General features: G+C 74.2%; 19 protein-coding genes. 13 read left to right on the plus strand and 6 right to left on the minus strand.

The window, feature by feature from the left end; translation table 11 throughout:
- Positions 1 to 83: 83 nt before the first annotated feature.
- Complete coding sequence (locus OO63_RS16820; RefSeq protein WP_078619183.1) at positions 84 to 1,076, minus strand: sirohydrochlorin chelatase; 993 nt, start codon at positions 1,074 to 1,076, stop codon at positions 84 to 86.
- Positions 1,077 to 1,404: 328 nt separating this feature from the next.
- Between OO63_RS16820 and OO63_RS16825 the strand changes: the two genes are divergently transcribed.
- Complete coding sequence (locus OO63_RS16825; protein WP_030357631.1) at positions 1,405 to 3,597, plus strand: molybdopterin oxidoreductase family protein; 2,193 nt, start codon at positions 1,405 to 1,407, stop codon at positions 3,595 to 3,597.
- On the opposite strand, the gene OO63_RS16830 is transcribed toward OO63_RS16825, so the two are convergent.
- Complete coding sequence (locus tag OO63_RS16830) at positions 3,545 to 4,063, minus strand: gamma-glutamylcyclotransferase family protein (RefSeq protein ID WP_063750417.1); 519 nt, start codon at positions 4,061 to 4,063, stop codon at positions 3,545 to 3,547. The two genes, OO63_RS16825 and OO63_RS16830, sit on opposite strands and share 53 nt — an antisense overlap.
- On the minus strand, positions 4,060 to 4,416 hold the full coding sequence (cutA, locus tag OO63_RS16835) for a divalent-cation tolerance protein CutA (RefSeq protein ID WP_199819471.1): 357 nt from the start codon (positions 4,414 to 4,416) through the stop codon (positions 4,060 to 4,062). The genes OO63_RS16830 and cutA overlap by 4 nt, the downstream gene beginning before the upstream one ends.
- Positions 4,417 to 4,605: 189 nt before the next feature.
- Here cutA and OO63_RS16840 point away from each other — a divergent pair, with 189 nt between their 5' ends.
- Both OO63_RS16840 and OO63_RS16845 read left to right on the plus strand, forming a co-directional pair.
- Entirely contained in the window at positions 4,606 to 5,367 is a 762-nt protein-coding gene (locus tag OO63_RS16840; protein WP_199819472.1) for a hypothetical protein, read from the plus strand.
- Positions 5,364 to 6,746, plus strand: coding sequence for a sensor histidine kinase (locus OO63_RS16845; RefSeq protein ID WP_234311105.1), 1,383 nt, complete (start codon positions 5,364 to 5,366; stop codon positions 6,744 to 6,746). The genes OO63_RS16840 and OO63_RS16845 overlap by 4 nt, the downstream gene beginning before the upstream one ends.
- A gap of 41 nt (positions 6,747 to 6,787) precedes the next feature.
- Here OO63_RS16845 and OO63_RS16850 read toward each other — a convergent pair whose 3' ends face one another.
- Positions 6,788 to 7,483, minus strand: coding sequence for an NADPH-dependent FMN reductase (locus tag OO63_RS16850; RefSeq protein ID WP_030357636.1), 696 nt, complete (start codon positions 7,481 to 7,483; stop codon positions 6,788 to 6,790).
- Between the two features lie 63 nt (positions 7,484 to 7,546).
- Between OO63_RS16850 and soxR the strand changes: the two genes are divergently transcribed.
- From soxR to OO63_RS16870, 4 genes are all read left to right on the plus strand, one after another.
- A complete protein-coding gene (gene soxR / locus OO63_RS16855; RefSeq protein ID WP_030357637.1) occupies positions 7,547 to 8,005 on the plus strand; it encodes a redox-sensitive transcriptional activator SoxR in 459 nt (152 codons plus the stop codon).
- 107 nt (positions 8,006 to 8,112) lie between these two features.
- Positions 8,113 to 8,967, plus strand: a complete 855-nt coding sequence (locus OO63_RS16860) for an aminotransferase class IV (protein ID WP_030357638.1) — start codon at positions 8,113 to 8,115, stop codon at positions 8,965 to 8,967.
- 229 nt (positions 8,968 to 9,196) lie between these two features.
- Positions 9,197 to 9,748, plus strand: a complete 552-nt coding sequence (locus OO63_RS16865; RefSeq protein ID WP_030357639.1) for a hypothetical protein — start codon at positions 9,197 to 9,199, stop codon at positions 9,746 to 9,748.
- Positions 9,749 to 9,887: 139 nt separating this feature from the next.
- Entirely contained in the window at positions 9,888 to 10,529 is a 642-nt protein-coding gene (locus tag OO63_RS16870; RefSeq protein ID WP_030357640.1) for a class F sortase, read from the plus strand.
- 88 nt (positions 10,530 to 10,617) lie between these two features.
- Here the strand turns inward: OO63_RS16870 and OO63_RS16875 are convergent, their stop codons facing one another.
- Complete coding sequence (locus OO63_RS16875) at positions 10,618 to 11,400, minus strand: sulfite exporter TauE/SafE family protein (protein WP_030357641.1); 783 nt, start codon at positions 11,398 to 11,400, stop codon at positions 10,618 to 10,620.
- Positions 11,401 to 12,057: 657 nt separating this feature from the next.
- On the opposite strand from OO63_RS16875, the gene OO63_RS16880 reads away from it, so the two are divergent.
- The 5 genes from OO63_RS16880 to OO63_RS16900 all read left to right on the plus strand — a co-directional run bounded on the left by OO63_RS16880 (position 12,058) and on the right by OO63_RS16900 (position 18,159).
- On the plus strand, positions 12,058 to 13,287 hold the full coding sequence (locus OO63_RS16880) for an NAD(P)/FAD-dependent oxidoreductase (protein WP_030357642.1): 1,230 nt from the start codon (positions 12,058 to 12,060) through the stop codon (positions 13,285 to 13,287).
- Positions 13,288 to 13,291: 4 nt separating this feature from the next.
- Positions 13,292 to 15,877, plus strand: a complete 2,586-nt coding sequence (gene nirB / locus OO63_RS16885; protein WP_030357643.1) for a nitrite reductase large subunit NirB — start codon at positions 13,292 to 13,294, stop codon at positions 15,875 to 15,877.
- The gene (nirD, locus tag OO63_RS16890; RefSeq protein WP_078619185.1) at positions 15,874 to 16,254 is read left to right on the plus strand and encodes a nitrite reductase small subunit NirD; all 381 of its coding nucleotides are present in this window, start codon (positions 15,874 to 15,876) and stop codon (positions 16,252 to 16,254) included. Before nirB ends, nirD begins: the two co-directional genes overlap by 4 nt.
- A gap of 86 nt (positions 16,255 to 16,340) precedes the next feature.
- Positions 16,341 to 17,117 (plus strand): SDR family NAD(P)-dependent oxidoreductase, encoded by a 777-nt coding sequence (locus tag OO63_RS16895; protein ID WP_030357645.1) that lies wholly within the window; start codon positions 16,341 to 16,343, stop codon positions 17,115 to 17,117.
- A gap of 88 nt (positions 17,118 to 17,205) precedes the next feature.
- On the plus strand, positions 17,206 to 18,159 hold the full coding sequence (locus tag OO63_RS16900) for an oxidoreductase (RefSeq protein WP_030357646.1): 954 nt from the start codon (positions 17,206 to 17,208) through the stop codon (positions 18,157 to 18,159).
- Between the two features lie 171 nt (positions 18,160 to 18,330).
- On the opposite strand, the gene OO63_RS16905 is transcribed toward OO63_RS16900, so the two are convergent.
- Positions 18,331 to 18,903 (minus strand): hypothetical protein, encoded by a 573-nt coding sequence (locus tag OO63_RS16905; RefSeq protein ID WP_051810943.1) that lies wholly within the window; start codon positions 18,901 to 18,903, stop codon positions 18,331 to 18,333.
- Between the two features lie 231 nt (positions 18,904 to 19,134).
- On the opposite strand from OO63_RS16905, the gene OO63_RS16910 reads away from it, so the two are divergent.
- Positions 19,135 to 20,988 carry an APC family permease gene (locus OO63_RS16910; RefSeq protein ID WP_030357648.1) on the plus strand — a complete coding sequence of 618 codons (1,854 nt, stop codon included), beginning with the start codon at positions 19,135 to 19,137 and terminating at the stop codon, positions 20,986 to 20,988.
- Positions 20,989 to 21,116: the final 128 nt, after the last annotated feature.

Raw genomic sequence — 21,116 nt, forward strand, 5'->3', positions numbered from 1 at the left:
CAGTAGACGGGTCGGGGGGTGGGGTGCGCGGGGGGTGGGGGACGGGGGTGGCCGGCCGGGCCCGGTCGGCCACGGGCCGGGGATCAGGCCGACGTCAGCTGTCGGTGGGGCACGGGGGCGGCCGACCTTGCCTGGTCGTAGCGGTGCAGCAGCAGGGCGGCGAGGGCCGGGTGCGCGCCGAGCGGGGCGGCGGCGAGCCACGGCGCGGCGTCGGCGACCTGGGTGGCGAAGCGGCCGGGCGCGGTGAAGTACGAGGCGACGGCGGCGCGGCGGACGCCTCGGGCGGCGAGGGTGCGCAGGGCCGCGGGCACCGTTGTCGGGGTCTGCTCGGTCGGCGCGGCGTACGCGGGTACGACGGGGACGCCGAGGCGGCGGGAGAGGAGGCCGGCGGCGCGGCGGGTGTCGACGGCGGCGTCCGGGTCACGGGAGCCCGCGGCGGCGAGAACGACGCCGTGCCCCTCCGCCGCGGCCCCGGCGGGCCAGCCCCCTTCGACCAGCCGGGTGTGCAGGGCCTCGACGAGGAGGGGGTGGGGGCCCAGGGGGGCGGCCAGGCGGAGGGGGCGGGTGGCTCCGCCAGGGTGGGCGGCCGCGGTCGCGGGGATGTCGTGCTTGACGTGGTAGCCGCGGCTGAGGAGCAGCGGTACGAGGACGGCGCCGGGGCTGTCGGCGGGCAGGCCGCGCAGCGCCTCGTCGAGCCCGGGCTCGTTCAGCTCGATGTGCCCGAGCCGCACGTCCAGGCCCGGACGCTGGGCACGGACGACGTCGAGCAGCGCGGTCACGGTGCGGCGGGCGCGGGGGTCGCGACTGCCGTGGGCCACGAGGAGGAGGGTGGGGGCGGGGGTGCGGGCCGGGGCGGGGGTGCGGACGGGGTCCGTGCCGCGGGCCCCGTTGAGAGTGACGTGCCCGAGGCGGGTGCTCAGTTCGCTGGTGATGCGGCTGATGAGCTGGTCGGTGGTGTCGAAGAGGGTCGTGGGGTCGAGGGGGGTTATGGGATCCCGTGAGGCGGAGGCCAGGTCCTGCGAGGCCGTGAGGTCCGGCAGGGCCGTGGGGTCCGGGTGCGGGTTCGACGGCGTCATGGACCGAGGATGGCCGGGCCAGATTGCGGTCCCGTTGCGTCACCGTGACGAGTGTTTTCGGGAGGGCTCACGGGCGGGCCGCGAGGGCTGTCAGGACCCGAGGAGTGGACGTTCCAGGAGCCGGACCCGCGCGGGGTGGCTCGGACCTGAAGGAACTCCAGGGCGTCGCTCCCGGGACCACCGGCTATGTGTCGGGCGGCCAGGGCGTTCACCTCATCTGAGCGCCGCCCCGGCCTCACAGCCGGGCCCGCCCCGGCCGGAGGTCGCCGTACCGCTCGCGTAACCCAGAGGCCCGTGGCGTGAAACACGCGCGTCGGAGGGTGGGGTTATGCACACCACAGCCGCAGCCGGACGGATCTCTGCCGCGACCGCGTCGTCGGATCACGTCGCGACCGGCGTCCCCACGCCCACCCACTGCCCCTACTGCGCCCTCCAGTGCGGCATGGGGCTCGTCCGGGGAGCGGGCGGGGTGGAAGTTGTCGAGCGGCCCGCGTTTCCCGTCAATGGGGGCGCGTTGTGCGGGAAGGGGCGCACGGCGCCTGCTGTGCTGTCTTCGCGGGTGCGGTTGACCGAGCCGCTGGTGCGGTCCCGGGTCAGTGGGGAGCTTGAGCCCGCCGGGTGGGACGAGGCGCTGGATCGGGTCGCGGAGGGGTTCGCGCGGGTTCGGGGGGAGCACGGGGCCGATGCCTGTGGGGTGTTCGGTGGGGGTGGGCTCACCAATGAGAAGGCTTATGCGTTGGGGAAGTTCGCGCGGGTCGTGTTGGGGACCTCGCAGATCGACTACAACGGGCGGTTCTGCATGTCCTCCGCCGCCGCCGCGGGGACACGTGCCTTCGGGCTCGACCGCGGGCTGCCGTTTCCGCTCGCCGACGTCGCCCGTACCGGGTGCGTGATCCTCGTCGGTTCCAATCTCGCCGAGACCATGCCGCCCGCCCTGCGGTATCTCACCGAGCTGAAGGAGAACGGGGGCACGTTGATCGTCATCGATCCGCGGCGCACCCGTACCGCCGAGCACGCCGACCTCCACCTCTCCCCCCGCCCCGGCACCGACCTCGCCCTCGCCCTCGGGCTGCTGCACCTCGTGGTGGCCGAGGGGCGCGTCGACGAGGCGTACATCCGGGAGCGTACGACCGGATGGGAGGAGGCCAGGGCCGCCGCCATGGCGCACTGGCCCGAGTATGTGGAGCGGGTGACGGGCGTGCCTGTTCCTCAGCTGCGTGAGGTCGTACGGATCTTCTGTGACGCCGAGAACGCCATGGTGCTCACCGCCCGCGGGCCCGAGCAGCAGGCCAAGGGGACGGACACCGTCGGCGCGTGGATCAATCTGTGTCTGGCCACCGGGCGGGCCGGGCGGCCGCTGTCCGGGTACGGGTGTCTCACCGGGCAGGGGAACGGGCAGGGCGGGCGCGAACACGGGCAGAAGGCCGATCAGTTGCCCGGGTACCGGAAGCTGACCGATCCTGCGGCTCGGGCCCATGTCGCCGGGGTGTGGGGAGTCGATCCTGACTCCTTGCCCGGGCCCGGGCGGTCCGCTTACGAGCTTCTCGACGCGCTGGGGCGGGATGTCAAGTCCCTGCTGCTCATGGGGTCCAACCCCGTTGTCTCCGCACCGCGCGCCGCCCATGTGGAGGAGCGCATACGGTCGTTGGACTTCCTGGTCGTCGCTGATGTGGTGCTTTCCGAGACCGCGCGGCTCGCCGATGTCGTCCTGCCCGTCACCCAGTGGGCCGAGGAGACCGGGACCGTCACCAACCTGGAGGGGCGGGTGCTGCTGCGGCGGCGCGCCGTCGATCCGCCCCACGGGGTGCGCAGTGATCTCGAGGTGCTGCACGGGCTCGCCTCGCGGCTCGGGCACGGGGAGAAGTTTCCCGTCGTGGCCGAGGAAGTGTTCGAGGAGTTGCGGCGGGCCAGTGCGGGTGGGGTCGCCGACTACTCGGGGATCTCGTACGGGCGGTTGCGGGAGGGGGACGGGGAAGGGGTCTTCTGGCCCTGCCCTCAGGAGGGGGAGGGCATTCAGGAGGAGGGCATTCAGGGGGAGGGCACTCATAGGGGTACGCCTCGGTTGTTTCTGGAGCGGTTCGCCACCGAGGACGGGCGGGCCCGGTTCGTGGCCGTCGCGCATCGGGACTCCGCCGAGGAGACCGACGCCGAGTATCCCGTCGTGCTGACCACCGGGCGGGTGCTTTCGCAGTACCAGTCCGGGGCGCAGACCCGGCGCGTGGAGGAGCTGAACGCCGCCGCGCCGGGGGCGTTCGTCGAGGTGCATCCCCGGCTTGCCGCGCGGTTGCGGGTCGCCGACGGGGAGGCTGTGGCCGTGGTGTCGCGGCGGGGGCGGGTGGTGGTGCCGGTGCGGGTCACCTCCAGGATCCGGGCCGACACGGTGTTCATGCCGTTCCACTGGCCGGGGGAAGGGCGGGCCAACACGCTCACGCATCCCGCGTTGGATCCGGTGTCGAGGATGCCGGAGTTCAAGGTGTGCGCGGTGCGGGTGGAGCGGGTGGAGCGGGTGGAGCGGGTTTGAGGGTTTCCCCGACACCGCCGTCGGAAGCGTCTGCGGCCGGTGGCCAACTGCCCTCCGGCAGGAGTGTCCCGGTCGCCCGCAGCCCCTCCGCCAGCCTCTCCCCCGCCACATACACCCACGCCCTCCTCCACACCCCGTCCGCGCACCGCACCTCGCGGGCCACGCGTTCGTAGAGGTTGTGGGGGTCGCCGGGGGCGTAGTCCTCCAGGCGGTCCAGGGCCGCGCGGACCGCCGCGTACGCCGTGGGCAGCGGGGTGACCAGGTCGCCGTGGACGGGGCCCGCGGCCGGGGTCTCGACCGCGTAGGGGTAGCCGGGGCCGTCGTACAGGGCCGTGTCGGGCAGGTGGGCGGGGGTGTGGGACGTGATGCGTCCCGCGAGGTGGGCGGCGTGGTTGCGTTCGCCGGGGCGGAGGGTGCCGTAGACGAAGAACGGCAGGTGTTCGGCGTGCGGCTCGGGGGCGGTCACTCCGGGGTCCCGTCCGAGGTCTCCGCCGCCACCCAGGACAGGTAGGCCGCGCTGCCGCCGGTCACGGGGGTCGCGATGATCTCCGGGGTGTCGTAGTCGTGGGCCGCCAGGAGCCAGGACTCCAGGGCGGGGTAGCGGGACTCCGTCGTCTTCAGGAGCACCTGCCACTCCCGGGCCGTCTCCACCGCACCCTCCCAGCGGTACACCGACGTCACCGGGCCGCTGATCTGCGCGCAGGCCGCGACCCGCGCCTCCACGGCACCGCGCGCCAGCGCGTCCGCCTTGTCCGGGGTGTCGGTCGTCGTCAGGACGGTCAGGACGGTCAGGGCGGTGGGGGTGGTCGGGTCCGGCACGGGCGCGCTTCCTCTCCTCGGGCTCACGTACGGGGAGGCTACCGGCCAGGCCGAAGGTCCCGATATCAGACGTTCAGGAATTTTGGGCGCCGCTGTTACACAACCTCCCGGTTTCCGTGATGCGCCCTTCCTACCGTCGTCAGCGGTGACCGGTCACCCCACACCCGCCCCCCACTCCCCGGCCCTCACATGAACCCGCGCTTCCGCATCCCGTCCGGCGTGCCCCTGGCCGCCCTGGCCGTCGCCGTGCTGTCCGCGTGCGGCGCCGGCAGCGGCCTCGGCGACAGCGATCCCGCGCCGCCGGTGTCGGTGCAGCCGCGCCCCGAGCCGCTGTGGTCCGCCTGGTCGGGTTCGTCGCCGTCGGCGCCCGGCGAGGATCCGACGTCGCGGCAGCCGCCGCCCGAGCCGCTGGCCGGGCTCGGCCCGCTCGGGCCCGGCGGGCTCGCCGAGGCCGACGTGCGGGAGCTGCTGCGCGCGGACACCCGGCTGCGTACCCTCGCCGACCGGCCCATGGTCAAGAAGCCGGGGCGGCCGGGCATCCGGCCGCCGGTGCGCACGGACCTCACCGGGGACGGCAGGCCCGAGATGCTGGTCGCCGTCGACGTGGAGAGCGGGCGCAGCGTGCTCGTCGTCTACTACGAGAAGCGCGGCAAGGTCTATCCCGTCCTGTTCACCGCCGGGCGGCGCCTCGCCGTCGAGACGCTCGGCACCGATCTGCTGGTCCGCAGTCCGTGCGCCGAGGGCGGCGAACAGGCCGTGCGTTTCCACTGGGACGGCACCCGGATGTCCACCGTCAGCGACGTCAAGAGTTACGGCAACGGCGGCGAGGACGACAAGGGTGACAAGGGTGACGACGGCGGCAAGAGCGGCAAGGGGGCTGAGGGCGGCGCGGACGGCACGGGCGGCACGGACGGCTCCGGGCATCCGGGCTCCCCCGGGGCCCGCCCATGACCCTCCGCTTCCCGCGCGCCCGCCTCATGGTCGCCGCACCCCGCCGCATCCTCGCCCTCCTCGCCGCCCTCGGCCCACGCCGACGCACCCTCGGCCCCCGTCGGCGCACCCTCGGCCCCCGCTGGCACGCCCTCGGCCTGCGCTGGAAGATCGCCGCGCTGCTCGCCGGCGGGTGCGCGGTCGTCGCCCTCGCCATCGGGCTGCTCATCCACAACGCGCGTCTGGACCAGGTCTGCGAGGGCGCGCGCTCCGCGGCCACGGCGCAGCTCGTCCGCGTACGGCAGGTGTACGAGCTGACCGGGCAGGTCCCGCGGGACGACACGGACGCGGCGATCGACGCACGCGGCCTTCCGGAGCCGCTGCGGGCCGCCGCGCTCGACGGGCAGCGCAGCACGTATCTGGACATGGACGCGGACCAGCCGTCGGTGTGGGCGGCGCGGCCGGTCGGCGACCACGTCCTGTCCGTACGCCTCCCGCTGCGCGAACAGGCCGACGAGATGGCCGAGTTCGACCAGCAGCTGATCGTGTCCGGCGCCGTCGTCGTGGCCCTGGCCGCGCTCGGCGGCGCCGGGCTCGCCAGCAGGCTCAGCCGCGACCTGCGCACCGCGGCCGCGACCGCGCGCCGCATCAGCCAGGGCGAGCTGGACGCCCGCATCGGGCATCCGCTGCCGCCGGGCTTCCGGCACGGCAGGAACGAGGTCGCCGACCTCGCCACCGCCGTCGACACCATGGCTGCGACGCTGCAGCGGCGCCTGGAGGCCGAGCAGCGGTTCACCGCTGACGTCGCCCACGAACTGCGCACGCCGCTGACCGGGCTGCACACCGCCGCCGAACTCCTGCCGCCGAGCCGCCCCACCGAGCTGGTGCGCGACCGCGTCGGGGCGCTGCGCGCCCTCACCGAGGACCTCCTTGAAGTCGCCCGGCTCGACGCCGACGTGGAGCGGCCCGACCTGGACGTGCGTCCGCTCGGCACGCTCGTCGCGGGCATGGTCCAACGGGCGGGCCGCACCGAGCGGTTCAGCGGGTGCGGGGTGCGGTTCAGCTCCGTCGACGAGCGGCTCGTACGGACCGACGCGCGCCGCCTGGAGCGGATCCTGACCAACCTCGTCAGCAACGCCCACCGGCACGGCGCCGGCCCCGTCGACCTGCGCGTCGACGGGGCCGCCGTGACGGTCCGCGACCACGGCCCCGGCTTCCCGCCGCACCTGCTGCGCGAGGGCCCGCAGCGGTTCCAGACGGGCGCCCGCGAACGCGGCCAGGGCACCGGGCTCGGCCTGACCATCGCCCTCGGCCAGGCCGCCGTCATCGGTGCGCGGGTGGACCTCGCCAACGCGGACGACGGGGGCGCGGTGGCGGTGGTGCGGCTGCCGGAGGCGTGAGGTGCGGCTGCCGGAGGCGTGAGGGGACACCCACGTGCCGCTCAACTCCCGTACGGACGCGCCTCCTTGGCCGCCCGCAGCGCCCACGCCCACCAGTGCAGCTGGTCCAGCATCCCCTTCGCGGCGGCCTCCGCGACCGACGGGTCCCGGTGGGCGCCCTCGTCGTCGAAGAGCGCGCCCGCGTTGTGGAAGGAGACGGTGTCGCGGACGGTGACCATGTGCAGCTCGGCGAAGACCTGGCGCAGGTGCTCCACGGCGCGCAGGCCGCCGGAGATGCCGCCGTAGGAGACCAGGGCGACGGGCTTGGCCTCCCACTCGTCGCGGTGCCAGTCGATGACGTTCTTCAACGACGCGGGGTAGGAGTGGTTGTACTCGGGCGTGAGGACGACGAACGCGTCGGCCTCCGCCAACTTCGGTGTGACCTTGTCGAGTTCGGCGACGACCTCGGCGGACGGGCGGAAGGAGAGGGAGGTGGGCAGGTCGACATCGGCCAGGTCGATGAGGTCCGCCTCGAACCCCTCGTGGGCCCGCACCCGGGCGAGCAGCCACTCGGCGACGACGGGGCCGAAGCGGCCCTCGCGGTTGCTGCCGACGATCACGGCGACCTTCACCGGCGTGGCGGCCGAGGACGCGAAGGCGGGGTCGAGGGACGGAGCAGGGGAGGAAGGGGAGGAAGGGGAGGAAGGAGCGGACGGGGAAGCTGTCTGCGAAGCGGCCTTGGCCGTCGTGGTGTTCATGCGGAGAGCTTCTTAGTTAAACCTTGGTTCAGGTCAAGCCGCGCACGCGACTAATCTGGCGGCATGACGACGCATCTCGCACCGGACGCCAAGGAAGCCACCGTCGGCGAACTCGCCGAGCGCAGCGGAGTCGCGCCCTCCGCCTTGCGTTTCTACGAGCGCGAAGGGCTCATCTCCAGCCGTCGCACCACCGGCAACCAGCGCCGCTACAGCCGTGACACGCTGCGCCGCGTCGCCTTCATCCGCACCTCGCAGCGGCTCGGCATCCCGCTGGCCACCATCCGCGAGGTCCTGAAGCTGCTCCCCGAGGACCGGACGCCCACCCGCGAGGACTGGGCCCGGATCTCCGAGTGCTGGCGCGCGGACCTGGACGACCGCATCCGCACCCTGGAGCGGCTGCGCGACAACCTGAGCGACTGCATCGGCTGCGGCTGCCTCTCCCTGGACCGCTGCGCCCTGTCGAACCCGTGGGACGAACTGGCCGCGCACGGCCCGGGCCCGCGCCGCCTGCTGGAGGACTGAGCCGCCCGCAGGGCCCCCGGCCCCCGCACGGCCGGACCGCCCGAGCCACCTGGCCCGGTGAACCCCGAGCCACCCGGCCCGGTGAACTCCGAACGTACGGTGGCCCCATGACCACACCACCGCCCATCACCGCCATCACCGCCACCACCGCCGACGTCACCCGACTGGAGATCGACGGCGTCCCCGGCACCGTCGAGACGCTGCGGGCGCGCGCCCTCGACAGCTTCGGGCACTTCACCGCCATGCAGGTCAGGGGCGGCAGGGTGCGCGGACTCGGGCCGCACCTCGACCGCCTGGACGCCGCGACGCGGGAACTCTTCGACCAGGAGCTCGACGGGGAGCGGGTCCGCGAGCTGATCCGGCACGTGCTCGCCGGTGACGGCGGCGCCGACGGCGCGACGGGCGTCATCGCCGACGCCTCCGTCCGCGTGTACGTGCACGCCCCCGGCGGCACCCCGTCCCTGATGGTCACCGTGCGGCCGCCCATCGAGCTGCCCGCCGCGATGGCCGAGCGGGCGCAGGCCCTGAAGTCCGTGCCGTACGTACGGCCGGTCGCGCACATCAAGCACCTCGGTGGCTTCGGGCAGGCCTACCACGGCCGCCAGGCGCGCCGCGCGGGCTACGACGAGGCGCTGCTCACCGGCCCCGACGGCCTGATCAGCGAGGGCGCGATCACCAATGTGGCCTTCTTCGACGGGCGCGATCTCGTGTGGCCGGACGCCCCGCACCTGACCGGGATCACCATGCGGCTGCTGCTCGACCGGCTCGCGGACGCGGGCCTGCCCACGCGCCTCGGGCCGGTACGGCTGCGGGACCTGCCCTCGTACCGGGCGGCCCTCGTCACGAACTCCTGGGGCGTCAGCCCGGTGCGCCGCGTCGACGGCCTGGACCTGCCCGTCGACGACAAGCTGATGGCGGCCGTCTCGGAGGTGTACGAGGCCGTGCCCTGGGACCTGATCTGAGCCGGGCTCAGCTGTCGGCGGGGCCCCGGGTCACCCATTCACAGGCGCCGCGGCGCGGCTTCGGATCCTTTCCGCGACACGCGTGGTGACCTGCTGGAACGTTCCCGTCGATGAGTCAGGGGCCGGGTCCTCGCAGGGTTTCTGACAGGGCTTCAGCAGGCGTACACGGCCGAGTGCCACTTACCTCGGAGGTGCGTCCCGCACGAAGGCCTCGACAGGAGCAAGCCCCATGCGCACAGCCCGCCAGCTGACGACCGCCGCCGCACTCGCCGTCACCTCGGCGGGCCTGTGCGCCGCCCCCGCGTCCGCCGGACCCGCGGGCGGCCTCCAGGTGACCCCGGCCACCGTCACGCCCGGCACCACCGTCACGGTGAACACCACGGCGTGCGGCAGGGACGCCACCGCGACGGGCGACGCGAGCGCGGTCGGCGCGGGCACGTTCGCGCTGGCCTCGAAGACGCGGGCCGAGGTGGCGTCCGGGCGGTTCAAGGTGCCGCCGTCGGCGCAGCCCGGGACGTACGAGATCGTGGCGCGCTGCGCGGGATCCGGCGGCCGCGAGGTGGCGGGCGACCTGTCGGTGACGCTCACGTCCACGGCGTCCGCCCGCGAGGAGCAGCCGGTGCCGGTGCCGGTGCATCCCAAGGGGCACGTGAAGACGGGGGTCGGTGGCGCGCTCGGCCCCGACCCCGTGAAGACCGCGGCGGGCGTGGCGGTACTCGCCCTCGCCGCCGCGGGCGGTACCTGGCTCCTGCATCGCCGGGCGAGAGGCGACAGGATCTGACGGGCCCCCTCCGCGGCCCGCGGGTACCGCCGCTCCCCCTCCCCCTGCCGGCCGCACGTCCCTCGTGTCCGGCGGGGGAGGCGGGAACGCCACCACCCGCACCGATACGTTTCCCTACCCTTCCCCGAGGGGGCGAGCCATGCGGCGGACACAGCGGCGAGGCAGGTTCGGCACCTGGGTCATAGCGGTGGCCACCGCGCTCGCCCTGTGCGGTGGCGCCTGGCTCGTGCGCGAGGGCACCGCGGGGCACCCGCCCCCGCAGCCGTCCGCCGCGCAGGCGGCGGCGCCGGGCACCACCCGCGCGGGCCCCGCGCCCGCCCCGCTGCCCCCGTCACCGCCCGACCGGATCCGGATCCCGGCGATCGACGTGGACGCCCCCCTGATGGGCCTCGGCCTGAACCGCCAGGGCAGCCTCGACGTACCGCCGCCCCGGCACAAGAACCTCGCGGGCTGGTACGAGGCGGGCACCACGCCGGGCGAGCGCGGCACGGCGGTGGTGGCCGGACACGTCGACAACGCGGAGGGCCCGGCGGTCTTCTACCGCCTGGGCGGCCTCGCGAAGGGCCGGGTCATCGAGGTGGAGCGGCGGGACGGCGGGGTGGCGCTGTTCACGGTGTACGCCGTGGAGGTGTACGACGCGAAGGGCTTCCCCGACGAGAAGGTGTACGGGGCGGCGGGGCGGCCGGAGCTGCGGGTGATCACGTGTGGCGGGGCGTACTCGAAGAAGACGGGTTACCAGGGCAATGTGGTGGTGTTCGCGCACCTGACGGGCGCGCGCTGAGGCTTCTGGCCGGGGGCCTCGGCCGCGCTTCCCCTGTTCCCACCACTTCCCCTGTTCCCACCACTTCCCCTACGCCGCCCCCTTTCTCCTACGCCACCCACTGCTCGTACGCCATCTTCGCCACGAGGCCGACCACGGTCGTCAGGAGCACGATCCGTACGAACCCGCTTCCCTTCTTCAGGGCGGTGCGGGCGCCGAGGGTGCCGCCCGCGAGGTTGAAGACGGCGAGGACGGCGGCGAGCTGCCAGAGGACGGCGCCCTGCCAGGCGAACATGGCGAGGGCGCCCGCGTTGGTGCAGCAGTTGACGATCTTCGCGTTGGCGGAGGCGGTGACCAGGTCGAACCGGAGCACGGCGGTCAGGGCGAGCACGAGGAAGGTGCCCGTGCCGGGGCCGATGAGGCCGTCGTAGAAGCCGATGCCGACGCCCGCGAGGCCGATGGCGGCGAGGATGCGGCGGGGCGGCAGCGGGCCGGTCGCGGGGGCGGTGCCGAAGTCGGGGCGGAAGATGACGAAGGCGCCGACGCCGACGAGGACGGCCATGATCACGGGCTTGAGCACCTCGGTGCTCATCCCGGCGGCGAAGAAGGCTCCGCCCATGGAACCGGCGAGTGCGGCGAGCCCGATCCTCACGGCGGTGCCGACGTCGACGGGCGCCTTGCGGACGTACGTCACGGCGGCGCCCGTGGTCCCGACGATCGCCACCGCCTTGTTCGTGCCGAGCGCGGTCGCCGCCGGGGTGGACCCCGGCAGGCCGAGCAGCAGCGCGGGCAGCAGCAGGAGCCCCCCACCGCCCACCACGGCGTCGATCCAACCGGCCGCGAACGCGGCAAGGCACAGGACGACGACCGCGGTCGTCGGTATGTCGGGCATGATCGCGACCCTATGGAGGGGGTAGGTGGTGCGTCCACGGAAATCCGGGTGACTTGAGGGACTTCAGAGGTTGGCGCCTCGGGCGGCGTGGGCGGGGCTGCAACCGTTCTCCGCCGCTGCGCGGCGAAGCCCGTCCCACCCGCCCACCCGCACTGTGGTCCCAGCGTGACCGCAGAGATCGCGATGGGGCGCGGGGAGGGGGCGAGGCAGGGGGCCGGGCACCGACACCGGCACGGGCACCGACACCGACACCGACACCGACACCGACCAGCGCTGCGCCAACGGCTAACGCTCCGCCACCGGCCCGAGGACGCGATCCCGCCCCGCCACGAACACCCCCGGGGGCCCACCCCGCGTCCCACAGCGAACGGGTGGGCGGGCGGGAGAGAAACCCACCGCGGTAGCGGTGGGCACCCCCACCGACCCGAGGCCGCCACCCAACCCCACACCAAACCACCCCCCAGGGCCCACCCCACGTCCCACAGCAAACGGGTGGGCGGGTGGGAGAAAACCCGCCGCGGTAGCGGTGGGCACCCACCACGGGCCCGAGGCCGGACTCGTCCTCACAAGCGGCCGCCGCCCCCGCTGAGCCCACCGTTCCCCCGCCGAAACACCCCGGCCCCCGCCGGGAAACCCCAGCCCAGCAGGCTGCGAGCCATGACCACCAGGGACCCGCAGCCGCGCACCGTCGTCCTGGGTGCCGGCCTCGCCGGAGCCCGGCTCGCCGCCAGGCTCGGCGGCGCCGCGCTGCTGATCGGCGAGGAGGCGTACGCCCCGTACAACCGGGTGCTCCTCACCGAGGTGCTCGCGGGCCGGTACGGGCCGGAGGTGATCGCGCTGCCGGAGCCCGCGCCGGAGCGGTACCTGCGGACGCGGGCGGTCCGGATCGACCGGGCGGAGCGGGTGGTGCTGTGCGAGGACGGCTCCCGGGTGGCGTACGAGAGCCTGGTGCTCGCCACCGGCGCGAACCCCGTGCTGCCCCCGCTGCGCGGACTGTTCGAGCCGGGGGCCCGCGACCTGCCGGGCGGCGTGCACGCGTTCCGGACGATGGCGGACTGCCTGGCGCTTTCGGAGGCGGCCCGGCCGGAGTCGAGGGCGGTCGTCGTCGGGGGCGGTCTGCTCGGCGTGTGCGCGGCACGGGCCCTCGCGGACCGGGGCGTGCGGGTGGTCCTGGCCCAGCAGGGCGACCGCCTGATGGAGCGGCAGCTCGACCCGGACGCGTCCGAGCTGGTGCGCCGCCACCTCACCGCGCTCGGCGTGGAGGTGCACACCGAGTGCCGGGTGCGTGGCGTACGGCAGTCGGACGGCGCCGTACGGTCGGTGGAACTGGCCGACGGCTACGTACTCGGCACCGACCTGACGGTCCTGGCCTGCGGGGTGCGCCCCCGCACCGGCCTGGCCCGGGCGGCGGGCCTGGACGTGCGGCGCGGCATCGTCGTGGACGACGGCCTGCGCACCAGCGACCCGCACGTGTACGCCATCGGCGACTGCGCCGAGTACGCGGGCGCGGCCCCGTGCCTCGCGGCCCCCGCCCTCGACCAGGCCGACGCCCTCGCCGCCGCCCTGACCGCCCCGGAGTCGGCCCGCCCGTACGCAGGCACCCGCTCCCTGACCCGCCTGACCCTGCCGCACCACGAACACCCCCTGGACATCGCGGCGTTCGGCGATCCGGAGACCCGTCCGGACGACGACGTGGTGCGCCTGACGGACGCCACCCGGGGCACGTACCGCAAGGTCGTCGTGCGCGGCGACCGCCTCGTCGGCGGCGTGCTCCTCGGCGAGCTGACGGCCGTGGGCGCGCTCGCCCGGGCCTGGGAGGCCGACGAGGCCCTGCCCGACGACGGCAGCCCGCTGCTGCACCTGCTCACTCACGACGGAGGCCACTGAACCCATGGACGCGACCTCGACCCCGCATCCGGCACCGCAGAAGAACCTTGTCCTGGTCGGGCACGGCATGGTCGGCCAGCGCTTCCTCGAAGCCCTCGCCGAGCACGGCCTGACCCGGACGCACCACGTCGTCGTCCTGTGCGAGGAACCGCGCCCGGCCTACGACCGCGTCCAGCTCACCTCGTACTTCTCGGGCACGACCCCGGACGAACTCTCCGTCACCGAGGCCGGGTTCATGGAGCGGCACGGCATCGAGCTGTGCCTCGGCGACCCGGCCGAGCACATCGACCGCGCGGCACGGACCGTCACCGCGCGCTCGGGGCACGTGTTCGGCTACGACACCCTGGTCCTGGCCACGGGCTCGGTGCCGTTCGTGCCGCCGGTGCCGGGCAAGGACGCGGACGGCTGCTTCGTCTACCGCACCATCGAGGACGTCCTCGCCATCGAGGCGTACGCGAAGGCGGGCGCCACGACGGGCGCGGTGGTCGGCGGCGGGCTGCTCGGCCTGGAGGCGGCGGGCGCGCTACAGGGGCTCGGACTCGCCACGCACATCGTGGAGTTCGCCCCGCGCCTGATGCCCGCTCAGGTCGACGACGGCGGCGGCGCGGCGCTCCTGCGCACGCTGACGGGCCGGGGGCTCGCCGTGCACACGGGCACGGGCACGCAGGAGATCGTGACCGACGAGGCGGGCGCGGTGCGCGCGATGCGCCTGTCGGACGGCTCCGAACTGGACGTCGGCCTGGTGGTGTTCTCGGCGGGCGTGCGCCCCCGCGACCAGCTGGCCCGGGACTGCGGCCTCGCGGTCGGCGAGCGCGGCGGCGTCACCGTGGACGAGCGGTGCCGCACGAGCGACCCGCACGTGTACGCGATCGGCGAGTGCGCGCAGGCCGTGGACGGCAGGGTGTACGGCCTGGTCGCGCCGGGCTACGAGATGGCCCAGACGGCCGCGGCCGCGCTCGCGTCCGAGGCCGCCGAGAACTCCGAGGGCACGGACGCCTCGTTCACCGGGGCCGACATGTCCACGAAGCTGAAGCTGCTCGGCGTGGACGTGGCGTCGTTCGGCGACGCGCACGGCGCGGCGGACGGCTGCCTGGACGTCGCGTACGCGGACTCGCGTGCGGGCACGTACAAGAAGCTCGTCGTCGGCACGGACGGCACGCTCCTCGGCGGTGTCCTGGTCGGCGACACGGAGGCGTACGGGACGCTGCGGGCGCTGACCGGGTCGGTGCCGCCGGTGCCCGCCGAGCAGCTGGTCCTTCCGGCGGGCGCGGGCGCCGCCCCGGCCCTCGGCCCGGAGGCGCTGCCGGACGACGCCGTGGTGTGCAACTGCCACAACGTCACGAAGGCGGCCGTGCAGGCGTGCGCGACGCTGCCCGAGGTCAAGAAGTGCACCAAGGCCGGTACGGGCTGCGGGAGTTGCGTCAAGCTCATCGGCCAGCTCCTGCCGCAGTCCGGCGACCAGGGCCTGTGCGGGTGCTTCGCGCAGACCCGCCAGGAGCTGTACGAGATCGTCCGCACCCTGCGTGTCACCTCCTTCCGGGACCTGCTGGACCGGCACGGCCGCGAGTCGGCGCGCGGCGGCGAGGGCTGCGAGACGTGCAAGCCCGCCGTCGCCTCGGTGATCGCCTCCCTCGCACCCGCGATCGGCGCCGACGGCTACGTCCTGGACGGCGAACAGGCGGCCCTCCAGGACACCAACGACCACTTTCTCGCCAACCTCCAGAAGAACGGCTCCTATTCGGTGGTGCCGCGCATCCCTGGCGGCGAGATCACCCCGGACAAGCTCATCGTGATCGGCGAGGTGGCGCGGGAGTTCGGCCTCTACACGAAGATCACCGGCGGTCAGCGGATCGACCTCTTCGGCGCCCGGGTCGAGCAGTTGCCGGTGATCTGGGCGCGCCTTGTCGACGCGGGCTTCGAGTCGGGGCACGCGTACGGCAAGGCGCTGCGCACGGTGAAGTCGTGCGTCGGGCAGACCTGGTGCCGGTACGGCGTGCAGGACTCGGTGCGCATGGCGATCGACCTGGAGCTGCGCTACCGGGGGCTGCGCGCGCCGCACAAGCTGAAGTCGGCGGTGTCGGGGTGCGCCCGCGAGTGCGCGGAGGCCCGCTCCAAGGACTTCGGCGTGATCGCCACGGCGAGCGGCTGGAACCTGTACGTCGGCGGCAACGGCGGCGCCACCCCGCGCCACGCGGACCTGCTCGCCCAGGACCTGGACGACGCCGGTCTGGTCCGGCTCATCGACCGGTTCCTGATGTTCTACATCCGCACCGCCGACCGCCTGGAGCGCACCTCGGCGTGGCTGGAGCGGATCGACGGGGGCCTGGACCACGTACGGGACGTGGTGGTGGACGACTCGCTCGGCATCTGCGCCGAATTGGAGGCCCTGATGGCGGACCACGTCACGCACTACCGCGACGAGTGGGCCGAGACGCTGGCCGACCCGGACCGCCTGGCCCGCTTCGTGTCGTTCGTGAACGCGCCCGAGGCGCCGGACCCGCTGGTGGCGTTCGTCCCCGAGCGCGACCAGATCAAGCCCGACCTGCCGCTGCTGACCCTGCGGCCCCTGGAAGGAAGCTCCGCGCGATGACCACGATGACCGAGACGGCGCCCGCCACGACCGCCACCGCCGCCGACGCGAGCGTCCAACTCCGCCTGGACGGGTCCTGGTTGACCGTGTGCGCCGCGGCCCGGCTCACCCCGGGCCGGGGCGTGGCCGTGCTGCTCCCCGACGGCCGGCGGCAGGCGGCCCTCTTCCTGGACCGGGCCGGACGCCTGTACGCCATCGACAACCGGGACCCGTTCTCCGGCGCGGCCGTGCTCTCCCGGGGCCTGGTCGGCTCGGCGGACGGCCGCCCGTTCGTGGCCTCGCCGCTCCTGAAGCAGCGCTTCGACCTGGAGACGGGCCGCTGCCTGGACGACGACGAGGCGGGGGTCGGGGTGTACGAGGCGCGGGTCTGCGCCTAGTATTAGATCGTCCGGTCCAATACTAGGCGGACCGGACGCTCTCCCCACCGAGGAGAGCCCCGCCCCCGTACGCCGAGGAGCCCTCCATGCCCGCCGCCGCCCGCACCCGCTTCACCGGCCGCACCGCCCTCGTCACCGGCGGCGGCTCCGGCCTCGGCCGTGCCATCGCGCTGGCCCTCGCCGCCGAGGGCGCGAACGTCGTCGTCACGGGCCGTTCCGAGGCCCCGCTGAAGGAGACGGTGACACTGATCGAGGAGGCGGGCGGCACGGCCCTCGCGCACCCCGCCGACGTGACGCGCGCCGCGGACGTCGAAGCCGCGGTGCGCGCGGCCGTGGACCGCTTCGGCTCCCTCGACGTGGCCGTGAACAACGCGGGCGTCTTCCGCGGCGGCGCCCCGATCGCCGAACTGCCCGAGGAGGACTGGCAGACCCTGCTCGACACCAACGTCACCGGCGTCTTCCTCGCCCTGCGCGCCGAGGTCCGCCAGATGCGCACCCAGGACGGCGGCGGCGCGATCGTGAACATCGCCTCCAACCTGGGCGCCCACAAGCGCCGCCCCGGCATCGCCGGCTACGTCGCCGCGAAGGCCGCCGTCTCCGCCCTCACCCGCGCCGCCGCCCTCGACCACATCCAGGACGGCGTCCGCATCAACGCGGTCAGCCCCGGCCCGTCGGCCACCACGATGTCCCTGCGCCCCGGCGAGACCCCCACCGACCGCACCACCCGCATGCGGGCCGAGTCCCCTCTCGGCCGCGTCTCCGACTCCGCGGAGATCGCGGCGGCCGTCCTCTACCTGGCGTCGGACGACGCGGCGTCGGTGGTGGGCACGGACCTGGTGGTGGACGGGGGCGCGTCGGCCTGACCGGACCCCACCACGCCCCCGCACTCCTCACCACCCCCGCACAGTCACCCCCCTGACCGTCGACCCATACAGGCGTACGCTCAGCGGCATGACGGGCAGTGGGCGTACGAGGGGCTGGGCCGCGCGTGACATTCCTGACCAGGAAGGGCGTGTCGCCGTCGTCACCGGGGCCAACAGCGGGATCGGGTTCGTCACGGCGCGGGAGCTGGCCCGGCGGGGCGCGCGGGTGGTGCTCGCCTGCCGCAGCGCGGAGCGCGGCGGGGACGCCGTGCGGCTGCTCTCGGACGAAGTGCCGGACGCGGACGTGGAGTTCCGGCGTCTGGATCTCGGGGACCTGGCCTCCGTGCGGGAGTTCGCCGAAGGGTTCGAGCGGGATCTGGGCGGGCGGCTCGATCTGCTCGTCAACAACGCGGGCGTGATGGCGTTGCCGTACCGGCGCACCACGGACGGCTTCGAGACCCAGTTCGGTGTGAACCACCTCGGGCACTTCGCGCTGACCGGGCTGCTCCTGCCGCAGCTGCTCGCGACGCCCGGCGCCCGTGTCGTCACGGTCTCCAGCATGGCCCACGCGCTCGCCAACATCGACATCGGCGACCTCAACAGCGAGCTGCGCTACCGCCGTTGGCCAGCCTACGCCCGCTCCAAGTCGGCCAACCTGCTGTTCGTCCACGAACTCGCCCGGCGCCTCGCCGATTCGGGCGCCGACGTGGTCGCGGCGGCCGCGCACCCCGGCTACGCCGCGACGAACCTCCAGTCGACCGGCCCCCGGATGGCGGGCCGCCGGGCCACGGAGGCCTTCATGGCGGTGGGCAACCGCGTCGTCGGCCAGTCCGCGGACACCGGCGCCCTGCCGACGCTGTACGCGGCCACGGCACCGGGAGTCCGTCCCGACTCCTTCACGGGCCCCCGCTTCCTCGCCTGGCGCGGCACCCCCGCCCCGTCCCCCCGAGCCCCCTGGACCCGCAACGACGTGGCGGGCGAACGCCTTTGGGCGGCATCGGAGGTGCTGACGGGGGTGACGTACGCAGCACTGAAGGGCTGAGACAGCACGGCAAAGGGTAGAGCCCCGTAAGGGGCGCGGGGCACCGAGCCCCGCAAGGGCGCAAGGGGCGCACGGCACCGAGCCCCGTAAGGGGCGCGGGGAACTGCGCGACCAGCCCCCACCCGCCCGCAGAAGAAGCAACCGCCCCGCAACCGCCCAGCAAGCGCAGCGCTACTGCAGGCCCGAAGCCGCGAACACCCCCTTCGCCTCCCGCCCGTCCAGCCGCGCCAACAGCCGCGAAAGCTCCACCGACCCGGTCCGCAGCAGCCCCGCCTCCCGCGCGGCCCGAGCGCCCGCGTCGAGGCGGTGCAGCATCAGCGGATTCTCGGCGAGGACCTTCGGGTCGAACTCGACGCGATGGCCGAGCGAGTCGCACAGGACGAGCCGCGCGGCGACGGTCTCGCTGACCCGGACGCTGGTGAGCAGGTCGACGCACACATGCCGCCGCCGCACCGGCCCCCGCACGGCGAGCCACCCCGGCCCCGCGCTGACCCGCACCGGATGCAGGATGACGTACAGCAGGACGGCGAGCCCCGCCCACAACCCGGTCCGCACAGCGCTCAGCGTCCCGCCCGCGAAGTCGACCAGCATGATCAGGGCGAACAGGGCGGCCGAGCAGAAGACGGCGGCCCGCAGGTCGGACGCCCAGCGCCGGTCGGTCACCACGGCGTCCGCGTCCGGCGCGCGGGTCGCGTCCAGTGCGTGCGCCGTGTTCCTGCCCCGAGTCGTCCAGTCATGTCCCATGTGCCGCACCGTAGGGCGGCGCCCGCGCCCCGTCCGCGCCGTTGACGTGGCACATACACGGACGCGGCACACCTTGACGCGTCGCTGACGATCCCCCTCAACAAGGCGTCAAGAGGCGGACCGGCCCCGTCAAAGTCGCGCCAAGGAGGGCGGCGAGCCGCCCGCACACGCCGACGCTGGGATGGCCCGCCGACTCGACCACAGCAGCTGACCTGCACGAAAGGCACCAGCATGACGACCGTTTCCGAGCGCCCCGACGCTCCGGCGATCGAGGAACCTCCCGATACCGGCGCGGCGGACCCTGGTGACCGGCATCGGCTCACCGCCCTCCAGGGCCTGGCCGCGCTGTCGCTCGACGCCATGGCGTCGGTCGCGTACGGGCCGGAGGCCATCGTGCTCGTCCTGGCCACGGCCGGCGGGTACGGGCTCGGCTTCACGCTGCCGGTGACCCTCGCCATCGCCGCGCTGCTCGCCGTCCTCGTCGCCTCCTACCGCCAGGTCATCGCCGCCTTCCCCGACGGCGGCGGCAGCTACGCCGCCGCGAAGACCCACCTGGGCCGCCGCTCCGGCCTGGTCGCCGCCGCGTCCCTCGTCCTCGACTACGTCCTGAACGTCGCCGTCGCCGTGACGGCGGGCGTCGCGGCCCTCACCTCCGCGTTCCCCGAGCTGTACGGCGACCGCGTCGCCCTGTGCCTCGGCGTCCTCGTCGTCATCACGGCCGTCAACCTGCGCGGCATCGTCGACTCGGCGCGCGTGTTCATCGCCCCGACCGCGGTGTTCGTCGGCGCGATCCTCACGATGGTCACCGTCGGCCTGTTCCGGGACGGCCCGGTCTCCACCGAGGCCGCCCAGGGCCACGCCTCCGTCCTCTCCGACAACGCCACCACGGTCGGCGCCCTGCTTCTGCTGAAAGCTTTCGCCTCGGGCTGTTCCGCGCTCACCGGCGTGGAGGCCATCGCCAACGCCGTGCCGTCCTTCCGCACCCCGCGCGTCAAGCGCGCCCAGCACGCGGAGGTGGCGCTCGGCGCGCTGCTCGGCGTGATGCTGATCGGCCTGTCCGTCCTGATCTCGCGCTTCGGCCTCCAGCCGGTCGAGGGCGTCACCGTCCTCGCCCAGCTCACGGACGCGTCCCTCGGCCACAACTGGGCTTTCTACGTCGTCCAGTTCGCCACGATGATCCTGCTGGCCCTCTCCGCCAACACCTCCTTCGGCGGCCTGCCCGTCCTGATGAGCCTGCTCGCCCGGGACAACTACCTGCCGCACGTCTTCGCCCTCAAGGCCGACCGGCAGGTCCACCGCCACGGCGTGATCGCGCTCGCCGTCGCGGGCGCGGGGCTCCTCGTGTTCTCCGGCGGCGACACCAACACCCTCGTACCGCTGTTCGCCATCGGTGTCTTCGTCGGCTTCACGCTCTGCCAGACCGGCATGGTCATCCACTGGCGCAAGGCGGGCAAACCCGCGAAGGCGTTCCTCAACGGCTTCGGCGCGGTCCTCACCGGCATCTCCGCCGTCGTCGTGACAGCCACGAAGTTCACCGAGGGCGCCTGGCTGATCGTGCTCGCGCTGCCCGCGATCGTCGCCGTCTTCGAGGTCGTGCACCGGGCGTACGGCCGCATCGGCGCGGACCTCGGCCTCGGCCGCGTCCCCGAGCCGCCGCACCGCGACCACTCCCTTGTCATCGTCCCCGTGTCCGGCCTGTCCCGGCTGACCTGCGAGGCCCTGAACGCGGCGGTGTCGCTCGGCGACGAGGTGCGGGCCGTGACGGTCACGTACGACGACGTCGAGGACCGGGCCGCGGCGCAGTCCCTTCGCCGGGACTGGGAGCTGTGGGGGCCGGGGGTGGATCTGGTCGAGCTGCCGTCCACGGCCCGGACGGTCGGGCGGCCGGTCGCCGAGTACGTGCGGAAGGTGTACCAGTACCACCCGGGGACCCGGGTCACCGTCCTGATCCCGGAGGTGGAGCCCGCCCATCTGTGGCAGCGGCTGCTCCAGAACCAGCGGGGGGCCGTGCTGGCGCACGCGGTGCGGCGGGACACGGATGCGGTGATCTGCCGGTTGCGGTTCCGGCTCGCCCGGCGGCGCTGACAGGTCCCGCCTCTGGGGCTGCGCCCCTCTCCCCCCTTTCGGCCCTTCGGGCCTCGTCCTCAATCGCCGGACGGGCTATTTCTAGCCCGGGACCCGGGCGCACCGCTAGGGCTACACGCGGCTGCAAT

The sequence above is a fragment of the Streptomyces alboflavus genome (assembly GCF_000716675.1).
Taxonomy (GTDB): Bacteria; Actinomycetota; Actinomycetes; order Streptomycetales; family Streptomycetaceae; genus Streptomyces; species Streptomyces alboflavus.